Origin of the sequence: Sulfitobacter sp. TMED3, from assembly GCF_002167505.1 — a bacterium.
In the GTDB taxonomy this organism is placed as follows: domain Bacteria; phylum Pseudomonadota; class Alphaproteobacteria; order Rhodobacterales; family Rhodobacteraceae; genus Sulfitobacter; species Sulfitobacter pontiacus.
The window spans coordinates 1-21974 of record NZ_NHBI01000049.1 but is presented as its reverse complement, the minus strand read 5'-3'; the positions used below and the strand labels follow the sequence as shown (position 1 = coordinate 21974).

The window sequence follows — 21974 nt, the reverse complement described above, 5'->3', positions numbered from 1 at the left end:
CTCAGCTATCCAGCTGACGGCTGAGGATGGTGGCGAATTCATCAGCAAAGGCTTCGTAGCCGCCCAGAATACGATCAGAATCCGCGCTCAGCTTGTTATAGAAGATAACCGCGGGAATAGCCGCCAGAAGGCCGATGCCCGTGGCCAAAAGCGCCTCGGCAATACCGGGGGCGACGACGACGAGGCTGGTGTTTTGCTGGGCCGCGATCTCGATGAAAGAGTTCATGATCCCGAACACGGTCCCGAACAGACCGATAAATGGCGCGGTGGACCCGGTGGTCGCCAGCACGGGCAAGCCCTTTTGCAGACGCTCTGCCTCTTTGGCAATCGCCACATCCATGCTGCGGTCGATCCGCGCGGTGGCACCGGGGATCAGCCCGCCATCCTCGCGATGCGACCGGCGCCATTCCGTCATACCGGCGGCGAAAATCTTTTCTGCGGCCCCATCCGGATCCGGCCCGATCGTGTCATACAACCCGTCCAACGGCTCGCCCGACCAGAATGCCTGGTCAAACCGCTCTGCCTCGGCTTTGGCATGGCGGTACTGGATCATCTTCTGAATGATGATCGACCACGACCAGAAGGACGCGACGATCAGCATGATCATCACGAGTTTTACGGTAATCGTTGCGCGGAGAAATAGACCCAAGAGCGAGAAATCAATCTCGCTTGCCGCCGCCAGCGTTTCTGCTTCCATCGGTTCTGCTCTTTTTGTTGCGCCCAAAAGGGGCTTCATCTGCCTCAACGGCCCTGTTTTCCAAGGCGCTATTTGGCACAAGCTTAGCCGAGTGCAATATCTATTGCTAGGATTATGGGGCCAATCCGCTTGCTAGACGGGGATTGAGCGAAGTTTCGCTGGCAATCGGCAGGGTTTGCCTGAAGCCGCGATACAAACAATCGTAACCACTGCCCGAAACAGAACCGTATCGCCGCGTTTGACCTCTTGCTGCATCACCATGCGGGCCGGCGTGATCGACGTGGCCCATGTCTCTACATCAAGCATATCGTCGAAGACCGCAGGCTGAATGTAATCCGCCTCTACCCGCCGCACGGCAAAAACCACGCCCTCGGCCTTCATGGCCAGCTGGTCAATTCCCATCTCGCGCACCCAGTCACTGCGCGCCCGTTCGATATAGCGCAGGTAATTCGCGTAATAGACGATCCCCGCCATATCGGTGTCTTCATAGTAAACGCGGATCGGCAGATGGTGGGTCATTGCGCCGCCCCCACCCGCGCGAACAAGCGCAGTGCATGAGACGGGTCTTGCGCTGCCACGGGCATCACGGGGTCATAGGCGGCACGCAACAGTGCCGCCACCTCAGGCTTCAGGATCGTCGCCCCCTCGTGCAGTGCTAGTGGCGACACCTCGCGGAACGCAGTATCAGACCACAGCAAGAAAGACTGCACGATCTGCCCCAATGCCAGGGCTTGCGCGGGCATCGCGCTCAGCTGCTGGTCCATGCGCAGGAAGACGAAACATGCCTTGATGGCACCTGTCTCGTCAAAGCGGAACAGACGATACTGATTGGCCCCCGCCGCATCCAGCTTTTCCACCAACGGGCCAAGATCAGGCACCAGACGGTCCAGATCGGGCACCTCCAACAGCTCTGCCCAATCCTTGAAAAAGAATATCATCAGATTGCTGCCAAGCTCGGGGTCGGTCTCCGACATGCTGTGCCCCGCCAACTGACAGACCGCCTCGATCGCGCTTTTGACCACGGTCAGCGTCGCATCATCCACGCCAAAGACCACAGGAGCCAACGGGCGGCCCCAACGGGCAAAGGCATAGCTGTCGTCGCTTCGGGTAAACAGCGCTTCGATCTCTTGTGGTGTCATCTCAACTTCCAAATGGTCTTAAATCCTCGCCGAAGGCTTCCCCGCCCTCAGCCAAACAAATCGCTTTGGGGTTTGGGCGGTGCCATCCCCAGATGCGTCCAGGCTTTCTGCGCCAGCATCCGTCCCCGCGGCGTGCGCTGGATCAGCCCTTGTTGCAGCAGGTAGGGCTCGATCACCTCTTCCAGCGCGTCACGGGATTCAGACAGCGCCGCCGACATGGTTTCGATCCCGACCGGCCCGCCCTGATAATTCTCGGCGATCAGACGCAGATAGCGGCGGTCGGCCCCGTCCAGCCCCAGCTTGTCGACGCCAAGACGGGTCAGAGCCATATCCGCCAGCGCGCGGGTCACGCGGCCGTCGCCTTCGACCACGGCGAAATCCACAACGCGCCGCAGCAGACGGCCCGCGATACGCGGGGTGCCACGGGCGCGCTTGGCGATCTCGCGTGCGCCCCCCTCATCGGCGGGGGCCCCCAGCTTGCGGGCATTGCGATCGACGATGATGAACAACTCATCCTCGGTATAGAACTGCAAGCGCGTCGGAATGCCGAAACGGTCGCGCAGCGGCGTGGTCAGCAGCCCCATGTGCGTCGTCGCCCCGACCAGCGTAAAGGGCTGCAACTCGATCCGCACGGTGCGCGCGGCGGGGCCTTCGCCGATCACCAGATCCAGTTCAAAGTCCTCTAACGCGGGATACAGCACCTCTTCCACGGCTGGGTTCAGACGGTGGATTTCATCGATAAACAACACGTCGCGGGCTTCGAGGTTGGTCAGGATCGCCGCCAGATCGCCCGCCTTTGCCAGCACAGGGCCAGAGGTCATGCGGAACCCGACCCCCAGCTCGCGTGCCATGATCTGCGCCAGCGTGGTCTTCCCCAATCCGGGCGGGCCGTGGAACAGCGTGTGGTCCATCGCCTCGCCCCGCTGCTTGGCGGATTGGATGAACACCTTGAGGTTGGCCCGCGCCTCGGCCTGACCGACGAATTCATCCAGCATCTGCGGGCGCAGGGCGCGGTCTATATCACCGGGCTGCGGGTCCGGCCGCAAAGTTGGGTCACTGTCGATCATCAAATATCCAAGCAAGGTTCATACGGACGGCCACGCGGCTATGCGCATCCTATCCTTTGGGGGCAAGCAGTTTCAACGCTGCGCGGATCAACTGCGGCGTCTCGGCCTCGGGCATCTCTCCGGCGGCTTGCGCCACGGCCCCTGCCGCATCGCCCGGACCATAGCCGAGGTTGCCAAGCGCCGACAGCGCCTCTGCCTGCGCGGACTGGTTCGGCGGGGCCACGGGGCGGCGTTTGGGGGCGGCGGTTTCGATCACCTCTGCCGCTGCCTCGACCTCGCCATGCGCCTCGGCCAGCGAACCGGTCATCGCCATCACCCCCGGAGCCTTATCCTTGAGGTCCAGCACCACGCGCTGCGCGATCTTGGGGCCGACGCCCTTGGCCACTTTGACCGCGTTCCAGTCGCCAAGTGCGATGGCGCGGCTGACACCATCTGGCCCAAGCGCGCCCAGAATGGCCAGCGATGCCTTGGCCCCCACCCCCTGAACAGAGGTCAGCAGCCGGTGCCATTCTTTCTCCGCCAATGTCTGAAAGCCGAAAAGCTGCATCAGGTCTTCGCGCACCACCAGATCGGTGAAAAGCGCCACCACCTCGCCCACCCCGGGCAGCGCCGCCATCGTCCGGTCAGAGCAATAGACCAGATAACCAACGCCACGCACGTCAATCAGCAGATGGTCCGGCGCGCGATAATCAATGCGTCCTGTGATCTTGCCAATCATGCGCTTGCCCTTGCGACGGCCTGCGCCAAGGTCGAAGCCCCCCCGTGATGCGCGTGACAGATCGCGATCGCCAAGGCATCCGCGGCATCGGGTCCAGCAATCTCTGCCCCCGGCAATTGCATGCGTACCATATGAAGCACCTGCCCCTTATCCGCATGGCCTACGCCAACAACCGTTTTCTTGACCGTATTGGGTGCATATTCACCCACCGCCAGCCCCGCCTGCGCAGGCACCAGCATCGCGATCCCCCGCGCCTGCCCCAGCTTGAGCGTCCCGGCACCATCCTTGTTCACAAACGTCTGCTCCACCGCCGCGGCATCGGGTCGATAGGTCACCATGATGCTCGTCAACTGCGCATGGAGCGACAAAAGACGCGTGGCAAGATCGGCCCCCTCGGACTGACAAATGCCGTTCGCCACATGGGTGATGCGGCTGCCGGCCACGTCGATGACGCCCCAGCCCATATTGCGCAAGCCCGGATCAATGCCGATTACCCGTATCATATGCCCATTATCCTCAAGAATTTTCTTTTTCCAAGGCAGTAGCACGAAACGCGAACATCCACCAAGGTTTTTGCGCCGCGCCACACAAAAGTCACAATTCAACCTGGAAGGTGGATTTCGGGGCGGGTTGCGACGCTCAAGCCACTGAAAACGACCCCGGCGTCAATGGCGGCAAACCCCTTATGAATAGGCGCTAAACCGCCAAATGCTGCTATGCAGCAAACGCAGAACACACATGCGCCGGTGTGTGTTGTGAAGTGTTTTCATTCTGCCTAATTGCACAGCGCACCGCCGGATTATCCGGCTTTTCTTTATTCAAGGATGGCTCCAATGGCTGTTTACTATAATACCCCAACCACCTACGGCACCGCCGCCGCTGTTAACCGCTTTTTCGCCCAACTTGGCGACGTTGTCGGCAGCATCACCAAATGGAACGACGCACGTGTCACACGCAACGCCCTGTCCGCGCTGTCCGACCGTGAACTCGACGATATTGGTCTGGTCCGTGGCGACATCGAACGCGTCGCAATGAACCACTTCATCCGCTAAGGGTCGATGTTTCATAGCGCCCAAGGGGCTGCCAACCCAAAGCACAAGCCACGCACATCTGAATGATCTGCGTGGCTTCATTTATTCTACGACAGTGAAATATGACGGTGCAGGCCACCGTCCCGCAGCGTCCCTATCCGCGAAAGACGGGCCCCAGCTTACGGGCAAGCGTTTGCGTCACCGGATCGACCTGCAAAACCCAAGCCCCCGCCTGTTCGATAACGGTGCCCTGCGCCAAACTGTCCAGCCTGCTGTCATAGGCCGTGGGGCCGATCGCCGCCAGAACGAACCCTTTGAAGCAGACGAACAGGACCACCAACGCGACCAGTAATTTGGTCGGCACCCGCAGGCCGCGCCGCGCCGGCCGCGCGACAACCAGCCCGTCGGCACGGATGGTGGTGTAATAGCCCCGCGCGAGCTTGACGTTCTTACTCTCTAAACTCTTTACGCGTGTCCCAAATTGTTGACGAGCATCAACCATGGCAGCCTCTAGTCGCTAAAGGCCCCCACCTCTCGCAAGATCATAATAAAGCAAGAATGTGTCAAATTCTCTGCATTTCGACCTTGTTCATGGCGAAAAGTGACGAAGATTATGGCATTTTCTGGACAGTCAACGTGGTCCAGTCACCAATCACCTCTCGGTTGACAAGATTGATGCCGGATTGCGCATAAACCTCGATCACGTCATCCGCCTGTTCGTTTAAAATGCCAGATAGAATCGCATAGCCCTCGGGGGCCAGCGCCTCGGCCATATCGGGGGCAAGTGCGACCAACGGCCCTTTCAGGATGTTGGCGAATACCAGATCGAAGGGCGCGCGCGATGCCAGTTCGGGATGGTCAAACCCCGCTGCCTCGACGCAGATCAAACGGTCGGCCAGATTATTCGCGGCCGCATTGGCGCGGGCCACGTCGACGGCAACCTCGTCGATGTCGCTGGCCAATACGGGGTTCGGCCAGATACGCGCCGCCGCCATCGCCAGCACCGCTGTACCGCAGCCGATGTCTGCCACGTTCTGCCCGACCATGCCGCCGTTCGCCAAACGGTCCAGTGCGCGCAAGCAGCCCAAGGTGGTGCCGTGGTGCCCGGTGCCAAAGGCCATTGCCGCCTCGATCAACAGCGGCTCACAGTCTTCGGGCACCTTGTCCGCGTCATGGCTGCCGTAAACAAAGAACCGCCCCGCTTCGACCGGCGACAGCTCGCGGCGCACATGGGCGACCCAATCGGTTTCCGGCAGCTCTGACACGACAAATTCCTTCGCCCCCATAGAGGCCGCCAGCACCGCCAGCGCCGTCTCATCCGGGCTTTCCTCGAAATAGCCGCCGACTTCCCACAGGCCCGAGCCGTCTTCCATCTCGAAAACGCCGACACCGGTGGGTTCGGGCACCAGCCGCTCCATCGCCTCGCCCAAAGCATAGGCGGGCTTGCGTCCTTCAAGGGTCGTCAAAGCTGTGAATGTTGGCATGGGAAACTCCGTCAGGATCGCCGATATCGCCGCGCGACGTCCGGCTATGTCAGGGGGTGCTACTCGGCCGGGGCCGGCAGCGGATTGGAAAAGATCGTCTCGTGGCCCGGCACGGGATGGCGCGGGATCATCAGTGACAGCAACAGCGACACCAGCGCCATCCCTGCCGCAAGGAAAAAGACCGCCGCGGGCGAGATCAGCCACAGCAGCCCCAGCCCCACAGGCAGGAACACCGCTGCGATATGGTTGATGGTAAAGGCCACCGCCGCCGTCGGCGCAATGTCGGCAGGGTCGGCGATCTTCTGGAAATAGGTCTTGAGCGCAAGCGCCAGCGCAAAGAACATGTGATCCAGCACATAAAGCGTCGCGGCCACCACCACGCCCCAGCCAAGATAGTAGACGCCGCCATAGGCCAGAAACACGATGATCAACCCGATGTATTCAAAGCTCAACGTGCGGCGCTCTCCAAAGAAGCCGACTGCACGGCCCATCAGCGGGGCAAAGACCATATTGGCGATCAGGTTGATCAGATAGAGCAGGGTGATTTCATGCACATCAAAGCCAAAGCGTTCGACCATCATGAAGCCCGCAAAAACGACAAAGATCTGTCGCCGCGCGCCTGACATGAATTGCAGCGCATAATACAACCAGTACCGCTTGCGCAGCACCATCTTCTTGACCTGCGGTGTCGGGGCCTCGAACTGCGGATAGGCCAGCAACGCGACCAGCGCGATCACCGCCGTCACCCCGCCGCCAATCAGATAGACGATGTTATAGGACAGCGACAAGGTATCCCACAGCGCCATGATCGCCAGATAGGCGACCAGCGTCGCCAATGACCCCGCCGCCATCAGCCAGCCAATCATGCGGGGCGCGTCCTCGATCTTGAGCCACTGCAGCTGCAGCGACTGGTTCACCGTCTCGTAATAGTGAAACCCGATAGAGCTGAGCATGGTGATCGTCAGGATACCGCCCATCGATGGGAACCACGCGGTCAGCGCCGTCGCCACCCACAGCAGCACCAGCGACACCAAACCTAGCACCTGTTCGCGCACGAACAGTATAATCGCGATCACGCCGACCGCCAGAAAACCCGGTATCTCGCGCACCGTATGCAGCAACCCGATGTCCGATCCGTCGAACCCTGCGACCTCGATCACAAAGTTATTCAGCAGCGCCGACCATGTGTTGAAGGCAATGGGCATCGCCAGCGCCATCAGGAACAGCAGCGCCACAGGGCGGCGCCAGAACGGTTGATGCTTGGCATCTTCAAGGGTCACATATTGGGTCATGGGCAATTCCTTACCCCCGTTCCCGCCCCTTGACGAGATCAAATCACCCGCCTCACGCGCATGCTCCGTGCAACCGCAGCTTCCAAATGGCCCAAAATCCTCGCCGAAGGCCCTTGCCCCGCAGGGGCAAGCACTTCGCACCGCTAATAAAAACTCTGCGGGTCGATATCGACGGCGATGCGCACATCATTCTTCAACCGCAGCTGTGCGACCCATTTCGCCAATGCCTCTTGCAAGGGGGCGGCCTTTTCGGCCTTGACCAGCAGCCGCACCCGATGGCGTCCGCGCACCCGTGCGATTGGCGCGGGCGCGGGCCCATAGACCTGCGCGCCGACGGCCCGCAGGGGCGCATCCTGTCGCGCCAGCTGGTTGCCCGCATCAAACAGCGCGGCCACATCGGGGCCGCTCAGGATGATGCCCGCCATCCGGCCATAGGGCGGCACGCCGGCGTGGCGGCGCTCTCCGGCTTCGGCTTTCCAGAACCCCTCCTCATCCCCTGCCAGAATGGCGCGGATCACCGGGTGATCCGGCTGAAAGGTCTGCAACAGCGCGGTGCCCGGAGCCTCTGCCCGTCCGGCGCGCCCCGCCACCTGCCGCATCAGCTGATAGGTTCGCTCTGCCGCGCGCAGGTCCGATCCCATCAGCCCCAGATCCGCGTCGATGACCCCCACTAGCGTGAGGTTGGGAAAGTTGTGTCCTTTGGCGACCAGCTGCGTGCCGATGATGATATCCGCCGCCCCGTCAGCGATCCCTGCGATCTCGGCCTTGAGCGCGCGGGCCGAACCGTACATGTCCGAGCTTAGCGTCGCGACCCGCGCCTCGGGCCAAAGGGCGGCGGCTTCTTCGCCCAGACGTTCCACCCCCGGCCCCACGGCAGCCAGCTTGCCTTCGACCTCGCACGACGGGCAGACCTCGGGCATGGGCTTGCTTTCGCCGCATTGGTGGCAGACCAGCCGTTTGAGGTAGCGGTGTTCGACCATCCGCGCATCGCAGTGATCGCAGCCGATCTGATGCCCGCAGGCGCGGCACAGGGTCACCGGCGCATAGCCGCGGCGGTTGATGAACAGCATCGCCTGTTCGCCCCGTTCCAGCCGCTTGTCGACCTCGACCTTCAACGTGGGCGACACCCATTTATCGCTCGGCAGGCCTTCGCTGCGCATGTCGATCGCGCCCATCGTCGGCATCACCGCCGGCCCAAAGCGCGATGTCAGCTCGACCCGCGTATATTTGCCCGCCTCGGCGTTGGCCCAGCTTTCCAACGACGGTGTTGCAGAGGCCAGAACCACCTGCGCCCCGCAGATGGACGCCCGCAGCACGGCCATATCACGAGCGTTATACAGCACGCCTTCTTCCTGCTTGTAGGAGGTGTCATGTTCCTCGTCGACGACGATCAGACCAAGGTTCTGGAACGGCAGAAACAGCGCCGACCGCGCACCGATCACCACCTGAGCCTGCCCCTGCCCGACCATTTTCCAGATACGACGCCGCTCTGTCATGGTGGCACCCGAATGCCATTCCGCAGGCTTCGCGCCAAACCGCGCCTGCACACGGTGCAAGAACTGTTCGGTCAGCGCGATTTCCGGCAGCAGCACCAAAGCCTGCCTGCCGGATTTCAGCGCAGCGGCCACGGCCTCCAGATAGACTTCGGTCTTGCCCGATCCGGTCACGCCGCGCAGCAAGGTCGTGCCATATGTGCCCGAGGCCACCCCCGCCGCCAGCAGCGCCGAGGCCGAGGCCTGATCCTCCGTCAGCTCTTTGCTGGGCAAACTCGGGTCCATACGCATGAACGGCAGATCGCGCGGGCTGTCCTGTTCCAGCACGGCGCCCTGGGCCACCAACCCCTTGATCACCGACGCCGTCACCCCCGACATCTCGGCCAGTTCCTTGAGCGTGAACGAAAGGTCGCCATACTCCGCCAGAGTTTCCAACACGCGACGGCGCGCGTCGGTCATCCGGTCAGGCTCCCCCTCCCCGCGCCGGTAAATCTTGCGCATCGACGGCGGGTCGCCCAACCCCGGCGCACGCGTCGCCAGCCGCAGCATCGCGGGCATCGGCGTCAGCGTATAGGCGGCGGCACGGGTCAGAAAACTGCGCAGTTCCTCGCGCATGGGGGCCGCATCGAGCACGCGGATCACCGACCGTATCTTGGACAGATCGTAATCCCCCTGCCCAGCGCCCCAGACAACACCGATCACCTTGCGCGGACCCAAAGGCACTTCGACGAAGGCCCCCATATGGCAGCCGCCTTCGGGCGCTTTGTAATCCAGCGCACGGCCCAGCGGCTGGGTGGTCATCACGGCCACCAGCTCATTTGCATGAAAAAATTCTGGCGGTTTCACCAATCGCTCCGGAACGGGGTTACGGGAATTAGGGTTCCAGCTTGGCGGATGATGCGCTAAAGCCCTAGGCGACAGACATAGCCATTCCTGCTGCCTATTCCAACCTGAAGGACGTAACATGAAATTCTTCGTAGATACCGCCGAAATCGATGCCATCGCCGAGCTGAACGATCTGGGCATGGTAGACGGGGTAACAACAAACCCGTCGCTGATCCTGAAATCNGGCCGCAACATTCTGGAAGTCACGAAAGAGATCTGTGATCTGGTCGACGGCCCTGTCTCTGCCGAAGTTGTCGCGACCAAAGCGGACGACATGATCGCCGAAGGCCGCAAACTGGCCGAGATCGCGGAAAACATCACCGTGAAGCTGCCCCTGACATGGGACGGTCTGAAAGCNTGTAAAGTGCTGTCGGACGANGGCAAGATGGTCAACGTCACGCTCTGCTTCTCGGCGAACCAGGCATTGATCGCNGCNAAGGCCGGTGCCACNTTCATCTCGCCATTCATCGGGCGTCTGGATGACATCAACCTTGACGGTATGGACCTGATCCAGGACATCCGCACGATCTATGACAACTACGGGTTCGAGACTGAAATCCTCGCCGCGTCGATCCGTACCGTGAACCACGTGCTGGATGCCGCGCGTATCGGTGCCGATGTCATGACCGCCCCGCCAGAAGTGATCAAGAAGCTGGCCGCGCACCCGCTGACCGANAAGGGGCTCGAGACCTTCATGGCCGATTGGGCAAAGACAGGTCAGAACATCCTCTGATCCCGCCTTANGGCGACGACAAAGGGGCACGCGCGTCACAGGCTGCGCGTGCCCACCACGATCTGCATGTGCCCGTAGNTGGCCCNTGNCCTCGCAGAAAACCGCAGCAGCTTCGCCCTGCCTCTGCCNCGTCNNTGCGNGGCGANCGGGCGGTTTGACGCCGAAAAACCAGCNANACGCCAAAAGAAAAAAGCAGATTTAGCCTGACGCGCATGCTATGTCAGTGCCAAATATAAAAAGAGACCCGCATGAGCAGTAACCACAAGATCGAAGATTCCCTTCGGGAAGCGATTATTTCACAGCCCGACGTCATCCTTGACGACAACGACGTGATGCAGGCCCTGATCGCCGCGAATGAACGCGCGATGGGGGGCAATATTGTCGATCTGCGCGGCATCGCCATGGACCGGCTGGAAACCCGTCTNGACCGGCTTGAGGACACGCACCGCAACGTGATCGCCGCGGCNTATGAAAACCTTGCGGGGACCAACCAGATCCACCGCGCGATNCTGCGCATGCTTGACCCTGTAGACTTCGAACCCTTCCTCAAGGATCTCGGGGGCGAGGTTGCCGATATCCTGCGGGTCGACGCNGTGCGGCTGGTGCTGGAANCTGCCGAGAATGACGANGATCCCGCGATCAAGCGCTTGGGCGATGTGCTGAACGTCGCCGANCCGGGNTTTATTGACGACTACCTGTCGCACGGGCGCGGCGGCACGGTGCGTCAGGTGACCCTGCGCGGTGTGCAGCACAGCCCAGAACATATCTACGGCGGCGCGGCGGATTGGATCCGGTCGGAAGCCTGCCTGAAACTGAATTTTGGCGCGGGCCGGTTGCCGGGCCTGCTGATCCTTGGCTCCGAAGACCCGCATATGTTCAGCCCGCAACANGGCACCGATCTGCTGGGCTTCTTCGCTGGCGTGTTCGAGCGGACGATGCGCCGCTGGCTGTCTTGAGCGGGGCAAACGCGCTTTTGATCAGCCCCGCCGCGCGGGACGCCCTGCAAAGCTGGCTGGANCATCAACGCGCCCTGAAAGGGGCTGCCGAGAACACGNTNACCGCCTATCAGGGGGATCTGGTCGATTTCCTTGCGTTCATGACGCTGCATAAGGGCGACAGCCAAGGCTTGGGCGCGCTGTCACAGATCACCATCTCGGACATGCGCGCCTGGATGGCGCAGACCCGCAGCGGGGATGTCGGGCCACGGTCGATGGCGCGCAAGCTGTCGGCGGTCAAGGCGTTCTATCGCTGGCTGGCAGAGCGCGAGGGGTTCGAGCCTACCGCCGTGCTGTCGACCAGATCGCCGAAGTTTCCCAAAAAGCTGCCCCGCCCCTTGGCGATTGATGCCGCTCAGGCGATGATCGACAGCGTGGAAATGCAGTCGCGTCACGCTTGGGTAGCCGCGCGGGATGTGGCGGTCCTGACCCTGCTGTGGGGGTGCGGGCTGCGGATATCCGAAGCGCTTGGCCTCAAGGGGGCCGACGCGCCCCTGCCCGAGGTGCTGCGTATCATCGGTAAGGGCGGTAAGGAACGGGTGGTGCCCGTGCTCCCTGCGGCGCGCGATGCCGTGGATGCCTATCTGCGCGTCTGCCCCTTTGGGAAGGAACGGGATGCGCCGCTGTTTCGCGCAGTGCGCGGCGGGCCTTTGGCGGCGCGGGCAATATCGCAGGTGATGGCGGATGCACGCATGCAGCTTGGCCTGCCTGCCAGCGCCACACCCCACGCGCTGCGCCACAGCTTTGCCACGCATCTACTGGATGCGGGGGGCGATCTGCGTGCGATCCAAGAGCTTTTGGGCCATGCCTCGCTCTCGACCACGCAGGCCTATACGGCTGTCGATACCGCGCGTCTGATGGATGTCTATAACCGCGCCCACCCCAAGGCGGGCGGCGGCAACTAACGGCGGCAGTTAACGGTCCAGCTGGGTGACGAAATCCTGCGCGGCTTTGGTGGGGTCCGCCAGCCCCTGTGCCACACGATCGCTAAGCTCGGTCAACGCGGCCTTGGCCTTGGGCTTTTCCAACTGCGCAAGCAACGCCTGCTTCACCGCCTGTTCAAACCAATAGCGGGCTTGTGCGGCACGGGCATGTTGCCAGAACCCTTCGGCGCGGCGCCATTCGGTCAGCGCCTCTACCTCGGCCCATGCCTCGTCCAGCCCGTTTTCCTCCAGCGCTGAGACCATCATCGCCTTGGGAAACCCCTTGGGGTCTTGCGGCCGTTTGCGCAGCAACCGCAGGGCACCGGCGTAATCGGCACAGGTCCGCGACGCGGCGGGCTTCAGATCCCCATCGGCTTTGTTGATCACGATGATATCCGCCATTTCCATAATGCCGCGCTTGACGCCTTGCAGCTCGTCCCCGCCCGCAGGCGCCAGCAACAGCATGAAAACATCGGACATCTCTGCCACCACCGTTTCTGACTGACCGACGCCGACCGTTTCGATCAGCACCACGTCAAAACCTGCGGCCTCGCACAGGGTCACCGCCTCGCGGGTGCGGCGGGCCACGCCACCCAGATGTGTCTGGCTAGGCGACGGGCGGATGAAAGCATCGCGTTCGCGCGACAAGAGGTCCATCCGCGTCTTATCCCCCAAGATCGACCCGCCCGAACGCGAAGAGGACGGATCAATCGCCAGCACCGCGACCTTGAGCCCGCGCCCGATCAGCATCATGCCAAAGCTTTCGATAAAGGTGGATTTCCCCACCCCCGGCGTCCCCGACAACCCGATCCGCAGCGCCTCGCGCCCCTTGGGCAGCGCGGCAAGCAGCTCTGTCGCCTGCGCACGGTGATCCTCGCGACCGGATTCGATCAAGGTGATCCCCCGCGCCAGCGCGCGGCGCTCCCCTGCTGCGATACCCTTTGCCAGATCGTCGATGTTCATAGGTTCTGCCCCTCACGCCCTTTGGCCCATGTTTCGATCCCGGCGTCGCAAATGTCCAGACCGCAGGCCGGGTCTTGGCCCCGCGCCGGGTTTCGCCCATAACCACGCGTATGGCTTTTACCCTTCCCATTGACGACGTGATGCCGCAGGTGATCGACGCGCTGCGCGGTCAGGGCCGTGTTGTGCTGCAAGCGCCCCCCGGTGCAGGCAAGACCACGCGCGTGCCGCTGGCGATGCTGGACGCGGGGCTGACCAACGGCCGCATCCTGATGCTGGAACCGCGCCGCCTTGCCGCGCGTGCAGCTGCCGAACGCATGGCTGCGACCTTGGGCGAAGAACCGGGGCAAACCGTGGGCTTTCGCGTCCGCGGTGCCAGCGCCGTCAGTAAATCCACCCGTATCGAGGTCGTGACCGAGGGCATTCTGACCCGCATGCTGCAAGACGACCCCGACCTGCCCGGTGTCGGCGCGGTGATCTTTGACGAATTCCACGAAAGATCCCTGAACGCGGATCTGGGCCTCGCGCTTTGCCTAGAGGTGGCCGAAGCGCTGCGCGATGACCTGTTGATCGTCGCCATGTCCGCCACGCTGGACGCCGGCCCCGTCGCTGCCCTGATGCAGGCTCCGGTGGTCACCTCCGAAGGGCGCAGCTTTCCGGTGACGCCCCATTGGCTGGACCGGCCCGTAGGCAAGCAACGGTTCGAGCAGGCAGTCGCTGATCTGGTGTTACACGCGCTGGATACCGCCCCCGGATCGGCGCTGGTGTTCCTGCCCGGCGAAGGAGAAATCCGACGGGTTGAAAGCGCGCTGGCGGGACGGCTGCCCGCCGATTGCACGCTCGCCCCGCTGTTCGGCGCGATGGACTTCAAAGCGCAGCGCGCTGCGATTGCCCCGGCCAAAACNGGCCGCAAGGTCGTGCTCGCGACNTCTATCGCGGAAACCTCGCTGACCATCGAAGGGGTGCAGATCGTGGTGGACGGGGGCCGCGCGCGACGGGCGCAGTTCGATCCNTCCTCNGGCATGTCGCGGCTGATCACCGACCGCGTAACNCGCGCNGAAGCGACGCAGCGCGCGGGCCGTGCGGGGCGTGTGTCGGAAGGGGCCGCGTTCAAACTNTGGACCCGTGGCGAGGAAGGCGCGCTGGCCGCCTACCCCCCCGCCGAGATCGAGGCCGGCGATCTATGCGCCTTCGCGTTAGAGCTGGCAGTCTGGGGGGCGCAGGCCGATGACCTGAAGTTCGTGACTCCGCCTCATGCAGGCCGTCTGGCCGAAGCACAGGCCGTACTGCACATGCTGGGGGCGCTGGATGCGACGGGTCGGATCACAGAGCATGGCCGCACCTTGGCGAAGATGCCGCTGCATCCCCGTCTGGCGCATATGGTTGCCAAAGGCGGGCGCAGCGCCCCGACGCTGGCCGCGATCCTGTCGGAGCGTGACCCCTTGCGCGGCGGCTCTGTCGATCTGGCGCTGCGTCTGGATGCGGTCGCGGGCAAGCGCGTCCCGGCCGAGGTCAACCACGCGGCCCTTTCACGCATCAAGCAAGACGCCAAACGGCTGGCCAGAGGGCAAACCGGTGACGGCCCCGATACGCTGGGGGTGCTGGCGGCCCTTGCCTACCCCGATAGGGTGGCGCTGCGGCGCAAGGGCGACGCGCCGCGATACGTTATGTCGGGCGGCAAAGGCGCGATCCTGTCCGAGAGCGATCCGCTGGCGGGGGAACGCTTGCTGGTGGCGACCGATCTTGACGGCGACCCGCGAGAAGCACGCATTCGCCAAGCCACGCGCCTGTCCGACAGCGATCTGCGGGGCAGCTTCGCGGATCAAATCGGATGGCATAAACTCTGCGTCTGGTCCCGCCGCGAGGGCCGCGTGCTGGCGCGGCAGCANGAACGTTTTGGNNCATTNGTGCTGGACGACAGGGCGTGGTCCGACGCCCCCGCCGAAGACATAGCGCNGGCCATGCTCGACGGGGTGCGGCAGCTGGGACTGATGCCCGGCAAAGCGGCNGCGCTGTTTCTNGCNCGGGCNCGGCTGATGGGCGATGNTTTCCCCGATTTCAGCGAGGATCACCTGCTTGAGACNTTGGAGGATTGGTTGCCNGGTCATCTGGCAGGTGTCCGCAACACCGCCGACTGGAAGGCGTTTGACCTGCTGCCTGCCCTGACCGCGCGGCTGAGCTGGGACGACCAGCAAACGCTTGATCGTGCCGCGCCTGCGCATTTCACCACGCCGCTGGGGCGCAAGATCGCGATTGANTATAGCGAAACGCAGCCCCAGATCGCNCTGCGTCTGCAAGAGGTCTTTGGCACCACCCGTCACCCCATGATCGCAGGGCAGCCCTTGCAGATCACGCTGCTGTCCCCCGCGCAGCGCCCCGTGCAGGTGACCACCGATCTGCCGGGGTTTTGGGCTGGCTCCTATGCCGATGTGCGCAAGGACATGCGCGCCCGCTATCCGCGCCACCCGTGGCCCNAAGACCCGACGCAGGCCGATCCGACGCTACGGGCCAAACCCCGCGGCACCTGAGGCCCCGCGATGTCGCGCGGCGTGCCCTGCGAGTACCAGTAATCCGCCCGCAATCGCCCAGTTCTTGACAAAGATCGACATCTGCCACGGGTCNTCAGGNATGAAGTGGAAAATGCTCGTTGCCATGCAATAAAGCGCGAGTGCTGCGCTCATNGGGGCGAGCCAGAGACCGAAGATCAGGCTGATCGCCGCCACCCCGTTGAACAGCATCGCGGGCCANACGAGNAACACGGGCAANCCGCGATCNGANAGCAANCCCTGNGCCGCTGCAGGGTCGACCAGCTTTTGTACAAATCCCGCGACGAAAAGGGCCGCCAAAAGCAGGCGGCCCGTGTAAATCGCAACTCTTTCAACCCGCTGCATCAGGCGGCGGCGGGCGTAAAGGTCATCGCCAAACCATTGATGCAGTGGCGTTTGCCCGTGGGTGCAGGTCCATCATCAAACACATGGCCCAGATGGCCGCCGCAGCGGTCGCAATGCACCTCGGTCCGCGTGGTAAAGAACCCCTTGTCCGGCATCGTTTCGACAGCATCGTCCAGCGGGGCGAAGAAGCTTGGCCAGCCGGTGCCGCTTTTGAACTTGGTCTCGGAGCTATACAGCGCCTGATCACAACCCTTGCANTGNAANANGCCTTTGCGGACCTCATCGTTCAGCGGGCTGGTAAATGCGCGTTCGGTATCCCCCTCGCGCAGGACGGCATATGCGTCATCGCCCAGTTGCGCGCGCCATTCGGCAGGGGTGCGNCTGACNTCAAAGTCGCCCTGTGCCACGGTNCCGGCCTGCGCNGCCGCGCCNACGCCAAACGGCAANGCCGCCATCGTCATCGTTGTGCATTTCAGGAAATTCCGGCGTTTCATAATGCCCCCTTAAGGTTGCGGTACTGCGGATAGATTGGATGTCTGTTGAAAGGGCCGCCGGACGTCGCGCGTGGCGCTGACATCCGGCGGTACTCGTTACAAGGCACGCGAGGTGCCGATACTGGATAAACCCGTTGGCGGAATGCATGGTTCCACGCCAACAAACTCGTTACCAAACCGCGCCAAAAACACGGCACGGTCCCTCAGCGACATGGGCTTGCAACCAGTGTCGGCCTGAGTTGTGGAAATACACGGAAGTAGAAAACGAGAAGTTTCACCGAAAACGCAAAAAACCNNAGTTTTTATTNAACTTTCTCAAATACCNTTAAGAAACAAAGACTNCGCCCACATGAAAGCGGNCGAAGNNTTTGNNTNAANAGTCAGCGANCCCGATAAAACCCGGATTACAGTTCAGACATNGCCCCTGCGGCCAGNACATCGCCCGTAGGTGCCCCCGTGGGCGAGCCGCCGACGGGCTCATCCGAAATCGCCAGCGTGATCTGTGCCGCCTGGCTGCGCAGCTCTGCCGGAACAAGAATCCGCGTCGTCTCGCTGTCGGGAAGAACGCCCAAGGAAACCGGAGCCTGATCGGGCAGGATCGCCCAAAGTTCTAGCACACGCCCCTCGTTCGCNGNGCCCGAAACGCGGCGCAGCGCGATCTCGTGCTTGATCGGTTCGACCACGGCCANCACTTGCAACGGGCTGGTGTCGCTGACCAGCTGTGCGGCCAGAACGGTCGGTTGATCGCCCGGACGTGTGTTGATCTCAAGCAGTTGCACGCCNAGGTAGCCCGCAAACAGCAGCGATGCCATCGCCACCCCCTGCCAGAGCCACAAACGTTGCAGGATCGAAACCCGCTGCTTNGGGAAGACCTGCGCCATCAGCTTTTTCTTCACGCGCGCGGGCGGCGAGACCGGGTCGATGCCGTCGGTCATTGCGGTCAGGCGTTCCTGCCAGAACACAACGCGGTCCGCGAAATCACGTTCAGTCGCAATGCGATGACGCGCGGCGATCATATCGTCGTCAGACGACAGGCCCAGCNCCATTTCGGCGGCCAGAAGATCATCATCATGGGGTGTTTCAGGCGTTTGGGTCATTGGCTCATACACTCCCGCAGGGCGATCAGGCCNCGGCGCAGCCAGGTTCGCATCGTATTCAGCGGCACGCCGAAGCGTTCAGCCAGATCGGAATAGGTCTCGCCATCCAGATAGGCACCCCGAATGGCTTTGCCACGGTCTTCTTCCAGCGTATCAAGACAGCCCGACAGGCGCGACGCCTCTGACGAGGCAACGGCGTATTGTTCGGGCGTGGGACCGGGGGAGACAAGTTCAAAACCGGGCGTATTCACGTCCTGATGGCCTTTTTTCCGGGCCCGCAGACGGTCGATAGAGGTATTCCGCGCAATGGTGATCAGCCACGTCATCGGGCTCAGGCCATTGGCATTATACTTATCGGCATTGTTCCAGATTTTGACGAAACTGTCTTGCATGGCGTCCTCTGCTGCGGCGCGTTTGTTCAACACACGCAGACAAACCCCGAAAAGTTTCGCAGAAACACGATCATAGAGCTGGTCAAACGCCGCGCGGTCTTTCAACGCGACACGGGCAATCAAGTTTTCGATTTCTTGTCGGTCCATTTGCACGGGCCTTTTCTCCACCTGAACGGGTTTCCAGCGTTACACCGAAACCTACGGCACTCACTACATTTGTCCAGCAAAGCGTTGTCANTGGACNNNTTTGTGTAACCCAGGCGCATCGCGTTGGCCAATGGGTAATCTATCGNNCGGCAAGCGGGCGCGGAAATNGCCCCCCGCGTTCACAAGCTATGGACGGGGGNCGGTGTTGCGCGTTTAGTCGTGGCAGGGCTGCCTTGCTGTACACCGCTGCACGGCATCCCCTCTGTCTGGCCCTATGTGGCCCAAATGTGGAAGGAGTATCGCGATGCCGCAGCCCAATCACAGCACCTATGACGTTGTCATTATCGGTGGCGCGATCTTTGGATCGTCGGTCGCATGGTGGCTGACCCAGATGGCCGGTTTTGACGGCAAGGTTCTGGTGGTCGAACGCGACCCCACCTATGAATACGCCGCCACAAGCCATACCAACAGTTGCATCCGCCAGCAGTTCAGCTCGGCCATCAACGTGAAGGTGTCGCAGTTCGGGGCCGAGTTTATCAAGAACTTCCGCCGGTTTATGGGCGATGATCCAGAGGTGCCGCATCTGGCGTTGCAAAATTTTGGCTATCTCTACCTCGCGGACACGCCCGAGTTTGCGCAGACGCTGCAACAGAACCAGCAGATACAGGTGGCACTGGGGGCGGGCACGCANCACATGACCGCCGCCGANGTCGCNGCCGCTTACCCGTTCTATCAGCTTGATGACATCATTGCCGCCAACCACAACCGNGTGGATGAAGGCTATTTCGACGGCGGNACCATGTTTGACTGGTTCAAGCGCATGGCNCGCCGCAACGGNGTGGAATACCTGCACGACGAAGTGACCGCGATGACCAAAGCCGCCGATGGCACATCCGTCACCCATGTCACGCTGAAATCCGGCGCNACGGTGGCCTGCGGGACGGTNGTNAACGCCTCTGGCCCGCGGGCGGCCGCGACNGCGGGCATGGNCGGCATCACCCTNCCGGTCGAGCCGCGCAAACGCTATACCTTTGTGTTCGATGCCGCCAAACCGCTGGACCGCGACCTGCCGCTGACAATCGACCCGTCNGGGGTGCATTTCAGGACCGAAGGGAAATACTACATGGCGGGCTGCCCCCCGCGCGAAGATCCTGCGGTCGCCTATGACGATTTTGCCTTTGANCACAGCCTTTGGGAGGACAAGGTGTGGCCCGCCATCGCCACCCGCGTCCCGCAGTTCGATCAGGTCAAGGTGATCAACGAATGGGTCGGGCACTACGATTACAACACGCTGGACCAGAACGCGATTGTCGGGCCGCACAGTGTGGTCGAGAATTTNCTGTGCCTGAACGGGTTTTCCGGTCACGGGCTGCAACAGGCACCCGCCCTTGGCCGTGGCATCGCTGAATGGATCGCCTATGGCGCATACCGCACGTTGGACCTAAGCCCCTACGCCTACCGCCGGATCGAGGAAAACCAATCGCTGATTGAAAAGGCGGTGATTTGATCCCCCTGCCCCGATGACATACCCATGCCAGGCAACANCCCTTTGTGCGGGCGCGCAGCNTTGCTTGGCCTCGCAAAACGATAGTGGAAGGAAAACGACATGATGAAGAAACTGGTNCTGACGGGGGCCGCAGGGCGGCTTGGGTCCTACCTGCGTGAACCCCTGTCCAANATGTGCCAAGAACTGGTCAGCACCGACATCGTCGATGACATCGGCAAGCTCTACGAAGGCGAAAGCTACGCCAAGGCCGATGTCGCCGTCTATGACCAGATCGCGCCNNTGCTGGANNGTGCCGATATGGTTGTCCACTTCGGCGCCATCGTCGACGAAAAACCCTTCGAGGAACTGCTGGGGCCGAATTTCGTCGGATCCTACAACGTGTGGGAAGCCGCCTATCAGCACGGGCTTCAACGGGTCGTCTATGCGTCCTCCATCCACGCCGTGGGCATGCACAAGAAATNCGACTTCATCGGCATCGACGCGCCCCACAAGCCCGATACATTCTATGGCCTCGCCAAATGCTTTAGCGAAGACCTTGCGTCCATGTATTGGGACAAACGCGGGCTAGAGGCCGTGTGCCTGCGCATCCTCAGCTGCGCGCAGGTCAACAACACCCGCGCCTTGGGATCGTGGCTGTCCTATGACGATCTGATCCANNTGGTCACCCGCGCCATCGATACGCCATCGGTCGGCTTCAGCGTGGTCTACGGCGTNTCCAACAACGACCGCGCGCCGGTGGACAATGCCAAAGCGTCCTTNCTCGGCTATCGCCCGAANGANAACGCAGAGCAGTTCGCCGAGAAGATCCTTGCCGAAGCACCNCCGGTCGATCTGAAAGACCCCGGCCANATGCACCACGGTGGNCCCTTTGCCGCGGTCGACCTCGGCGAAAGCGGCGTGGCGTCGATGAACATCGTCAACGACAAGAAAACCACCTGATGCCTTGAGGGCGGGGCGGGGCTTTACCCCCGCCCCCCATGTTTCACGTGACGCGATGTTTGGACTGGCACCCGTCTTGTCAGCCGGCGCGNCAGGTGCGCCCCAAACTCACAATTCGATGCGGATATCGTGGATCCACAGTTTTGGCGGCCGCGAGAGCACAAAGACCACCACATCCGCCAGATCGTCGGGCTCGGTAAAGATATGGTTGGGCACATCCTCCCCCGCCTTCGAGAACATCCCCGTGTTTGTCCCCGACTGGTAAACTCCGCCCACGCGCACGCCCGTGTTTTCCTCGTCCGCTTTCANCACCTCGGTAAAGCCCCGCACNCCGTATTTCGTGGCGGTATANACAGATTGCCCGGCCTGCGCGACGACGCCGGACTTGGAGACGACATTCAGAATGATCNCCTCGTCATTCGCCCGCAGCGCCGGAATGGCGGCTTGCGTGATCTGCATCAAACCCGTCAGGTTGGTCTGCACGGTCGCCTGCAAAAGCTGCGGCGGGATCTCATCCAGCGGACCGGTTTTGTGCCAGATGCCCGCATTGTTNATCAGAATATCCAGCCCGCCAAATGCAGCTGTCACCTGCTCCACCGCCCCGCTGATCGCATCCGGGTTCTGGATATCACACGCAATGCCGATCGCTTCGCTGGCTCCAGCGGCGATACATTCAGCCTCTACCGCAGCCAGCCGGTCAGCATCGCGCCCCAGAATGGCCAGACGCGTCCCTAATGCCGCGAGTTTAAGGCAAATATGCCGCCCGATACCATCACTGCCACCAGTGACGATGATACGCTTGTTCTTTAATTCCATGATCCGCTCCTGAGTATTACACCCCCTCTANCCCACCTCGTTTCCTCGCGAAAGCANGGGCGCACGGTTTGCAAAAAGGCGGGTGGCGGCGAAACTGTCGGAGGGGAAAGCCAAGCGCAACGTCGCGCCCCATCTCGGGCCGCGCAACACCTGATCAAGTATGTGGAAAATGTCGAGGTGTATGGCGGAGACGAAGGGATTCGAACCCTCGAGACCCTTCCGGGCCTACTCCCTTAGCAGGGGAGCGCCTTCGACCACTCGGCCACGTCTCCGT

23 protein-coding genes and 1 tRNA gene are annotated in these 21974 nt (G+C 62.1%); 7 read left to right on the top strand and 17 right to left on the bottom strand.

Annotation, left to right across the window (positions count from 1 at the left end; all coding sequences use genetic code 11):
- Position 1: 1 nt before the first annotated feature.
- From tolQ to ruvC, 6 genes are all read right to left on the bottom strand, one after another.
- Complete coding sequence (tolQ, locus tag CBB63_RS12395; RefSeq protein WP_005851646.1) at positions 2–697, bottom strand: protein TolQ; 696 nt, start codon at positions 695–697, stop codon at positions 2–4.
- A 132-nt stretch (positions 698–829) separates the two neighbouring features.
- Complete coding sequence (gene ybgC / locus CBB63_RS12390) at positions 830–1216, bottom strand: tol-pal system-associated acyl-CoA thioesterase (RefSeq protein ID WP_005851645.1); 387 nt, start codon at positions 1214–1216, stop codon at positions 830–832.
- Positions 1213–1836 (bottom strand): hypothetical protein, encoded by a 624-nt coding sequence (locus CBB63_RS12385; protein WP_286699366.1) that lies wholly within the window; start codon positions 1834–1836, stop codon positions 1213–1215. The genes ybgC and CBB63_RS12385 overlap by 4 nt, the downstream gene beginning before the upstream one ends.
- Positions 1837–1883: 47 nt before the next feature.
- Positions 1884–2903, bottom strand: coding sequence for a Holliday junction branch migration DNA helicase RuvB (gene ruvB / locus CBB63_RS12380; protein WP_286699365.1), 1020 nt, complete (start codon positions 2901–2903; stop codon positions 1884–1886).
- Between the two features lie 49 nt (positions 2904–2952).
- Complete coding sequence (gene ruvA / locus CBB63_RS12375; RefSeq protein WP_009826107.1) at positions 2953–3621, bottom strand: Holliday junction branch migration protein RuvA; 669 nt, start codon at positions 3619–3621, stop codon at positions 2953–2955.
- Positions 3618–4121, bottom strand: a complete 504-nt coding sequence (gene ruvC / locus CBB63_RS12370; RefSeq protein ID WP_286699380.1) for a crossover junction endodeoxyribonuclease RuvC — start codon at positions 4119–4121, stop codon at positions 3618–3620. Before ruvC ends, ruvA begins: the two co-directional genes overlap by 4 nt.
- Positions 4122–4454: 333 nt before the next feature.
- On the opposite strand from ruvC, the gene CBB63_RS12365 reads away from it, so the two are divergent.
- Entirely contained in the window at positions 4455–4673 is a 219-nt protein-coding gene (locus tag CBB63_RS12365) for a DUF1127 domain-containing protein (RefSeq protein ID WP_286699364.1), read from the top strand.
- Positions 4674–4806: 133 nt separating this feature from the next.
- Here CBB63_RS12365 and CBB63_RS12360 read toward each other — a convergent pair whose 3' ends face one another.
- From CBB63_RS12360 to CBB63_RS12345, 4 genes are all read right to left on the bottom strand, one after another.
- Positions 4807–5154 carry a hypothetical protein gene (locus CBB63_RS12360; protein WP_286699363.1) on the bottom strand — a complete coding sequence of 116 codons (348 nt, stop codon included), beginning with the start codon at positions 5152–5154 and terminating at the stop codon, positions 4807–4809.
- 109 nt (positions 5155–5263) lie between these two features.
- On the bottom strand, positions 5264–6136 hold the full coding sequence (locus CBB63_RS12355) for a 50S ribosomal protein L11 methyltransferase (RefSeq protein ID WP_009826104.1): 873 nt from the start codon (positions 6134–6136) through the stop codon (positions 5264–5266).
- A 59-nt stretch (positions 6137–6195) separates the two neighbouring features.
- Complete coding sequence (locus tag CBB63_RS12350; RefSeq protein WP_286699362.1) at positions 6196–7428, bottom strand: MFS transporter; 1233 nt, start codon at positions 7426–7428, stop codon at positions 6196–6198.
- A 143-nt stretch (positions 7429–7571) separates the two neighbouring features.
- Entirely contained in the window at positions 7572–9767 is a 2196-nt protein-coding gene (locus tag CBB63_RS12345; protein WP_286699361.1) for a primosomal protein N', read from the bottom strand.
- Positions 9768–9885: 118 nt separating this feature from the next.
- Between CBB63_RS12345 and fsa the strand changes: the two genes are divergently transcribed.
- The 3 genes from fsa to CBB63_RS12330 all read left to right on the top strand — a co-directional run bounded on the left by fsa (position 9886) and on the right by CBB63_RS12330 (position 12439).
- Entirely contained in the window at positions 9886–10539 is a 654-nt protein-coding gene (gene fsa / locus CBB63_RS12340) for a fructose-6-phosphate aldolase (RefSeq protein ID WP_286699360.1), read from the top strand.
- A gap of 248 nt (positions 10540–10787) precedes the next feature.
- Positions 10788–11495, top strand: coding sequence for a DUF484 family protein (locus tag CBB63_RS12335; RefSeq protein ID WP_286699359.1), 708 nt, complete (start codon positions 10788–10790; stop codon positions 11493–11495).
- Positions 11492–12439: a tyrosine recombinase XerC gene (locus CBB63_RS12330; protein WP_286699358.1), complete on the top strand. Its 948-nt coding sequence runs from the start codon at positions 11492–11494 to the stop codon at positions 12437–12439. Before CBB63_RS12335 ends, CBB63_RS12330 begins: the two co-directional genes overlap by 4 nt.
- 9 nt (positions 12440–12448) lie before the next feature.
- Here CBB63_RS12330 and meaB read toward each other — a convergent pair whose 3' ends face one another.
- Complete coding sequence (meaB, locus tag CBB63_RS12325; RefSeq protein ID WP_005851619.1) at positions 12449–13420, bottom strand: methylmalonyl Co-A mutase-associated GTPase MeaB; 972 nt, start codon at positions 13418–13420, stop codon at positions 12449–12451.
- A gap of 110 nt (positions 13421–13530) precedes the next feature.
- Between meaB and hrpB the strand changes: the two genes are divergently transcribed.
- On the top strand, positions 13531–15945 hold the full coding sequence (hrpB, locus tag CBB63_RS12320; protein WP_286699357.1) for an ATP-dependent helicase HrpB: 2415 nt from the start codon (positions 13531–13533) through the stop codon (positions 15943–15945).
- Here hrpB and CBB63_RS12315 read toward each other — a convergent pair.
- From CBB63_RS12315 to CBB63_RS12300, 4 genes are all read right to left on the bottom strand, one after another.
- Positions 15919–16308 (bottom strand): DoxX family protein, encoded by a 390-nt coding sequence (locus CBB63_RS12315; protein WP_286699356.1) that lies wholly within the window; start codon positions 16306–16308, stop codon positions 15919–15921. The genes hrpB and CBB63_RS12315 overlap by 27 nt on opposite strands.
- Positions 16308–16802 carry a peptide-methionine (R)-S-oxide reductase MsrB gene (gene msrB / locus CBB63_RS12310; RefSeq protein WP_286699355.1) on the bottom strand — a complete coding sequence of 165 codons (495 nt, stop codon included), beginning with the start codon at positions 16800–16802 and terminating at the stop codon, positions 16308–16310. Before msrB ends, CBB63_RS12315 begins: the two co-directional genes overlap by 1 nt.
- 404 nt (positions 16803–17206) lie before the next feature.
- Positions 17207–17614, bottom strand: a complete 408-nt coding sequence (locus tag CBB63_RS16420; protein ID WP_502695918.1) for an anti-sigma factor — start codon at positions 17612–17614, stop codon at positions 17207–17209.
- Between the two features lie 281 nt (positions 17615–17895).
- Entirely contained in the window at positions 17896–18438 is a 543-nt protein-coding gene (locus CBB63_RS12300) for a sigma-70 family RNA polymerase sigma factor (protein ID WP_005851609.1), read from the bottom strand.
- A gap of 304 nt (positions 18439–18742) precedes the next feature.
- On the opposite strand from CBB63_RS12300, the gene CBB63_RS12295 reads away from it, so the two are divergent.
- Entirely contained in the window at positions 18743–19945 is a 1203-nt protein-coding gene (locus tag CBB63_RS12295; RefSeq protein ID WP_286699353.1) for an NAD(P)/FAD-dependent oxidoreductase, read from the top strand.
- A gap of 102 nt (positions 19946–20047) precedes the next feature.
- A complete protein-coding gene (locus CBB63_RS12290; RefSeq protein ID WP_286699379.1) occupies positions 20048–20884 on the top strand; it encodes an NAD-dependent epimerase/dehydratase family protein in 837 nt (278 codons plus the stop codon).
- Between the two features lie 108 nt (positions 20885–20992).
- Here CBB63_RS12290 and CBB63_RS12285 read toward each other — a convergent pair whose 3' ends face one another.
- Positions 20993–21700 carry an SDR family oxidoreductase gene (locus CBB63_RS12285; protein WP_286699352.1) on the bottom strand — a complete coding sequence of 236 codons (708 nt, stop codon included), beginning with the start codon at positions 21698–21700 and terminating at the stop codon, positions 20993–20995.
- Positions 21701–21882: 182 nt separating this feature from the next.
- A tRNA-Ser gene (locus tag CBB63_RS12280) sits at positions 21883–21972 on the bottom strand.
- Positions 21973–21974: the final 2 nt, after the last annotated feature.

Excerpts from the sequence above, each read along its gene's own strand:
- CBB63_RS12355 (WP_009826104.1), bottom strand. The coding sequence starts at position 6,136 with ATGCCAACATTCACAGCTTTGACGACCCTTGAAGGACGCAAGCCCGCC.
- ruvB (WP_286699365.1), bottom strand. The coding sequence starts at position 2,903 with ATGATCGACAGTGACCCAACTTTGCGGCCGGACCCGCAGCCCGGTGAT.
- tolQ (WP_005851646.1), bottom strand. The coding sequence starts at position 697 with ATGGAAGCAGAAACGCTGGCGGCGGCAAGCGAGATTGATTTCTCGCTC.
- ybgC (WP_005851645.1), bottom strand. The coding sequence starts at position 1,216 with ATGACCCACCATCTGCCGATCCGCGTTTACTATGAAGACACCGATATG.
- CBB63_RS12385 (WP_286699366.1), bottom strand. The coding sequence starts at position 1,836 with ATGACACCACAAGAGATCGAAGCGCTGTTTACCCGAAGCGACGACAGC.
- CBB63_RS12350 (WP_286699362.1), bottom strand. The coding sequence starts at position 7,428 with ATGACCCAATATGTGACCCTTGAAGATGCCAAGCATCAACCGTTCTGG.
- CBB63_RS12360 (WP_286699363.1), bottom strand. The coding sequence starts at position 5,154 with ATGGTTGATGCTCGTCAACAATTTGGGACACGCGTAAAGAGTTTAGAG.
- ruvA (WP_009826107.1), bottom strand. The coding sequence starts at position 3,621 with ATGATTGGCAAGATCACAGGACGCATTGATTATCGCGCGCCGGACCAT.
- meaB (WP_005851619.1), bottom strand. The coding sequence starts at position 13,420 with ATGAACATCGACGATCTGGCAAAGGGTATCGCAGCAGGGGAGCGCCGC.
- CBB63_RS12365 (WP_286699364.1), top strand. The coding sequence starts at position 4,455 with ATGGCTGTTTACTATAATACCCCAACCACCTACGGCACCGCCGCCGCT.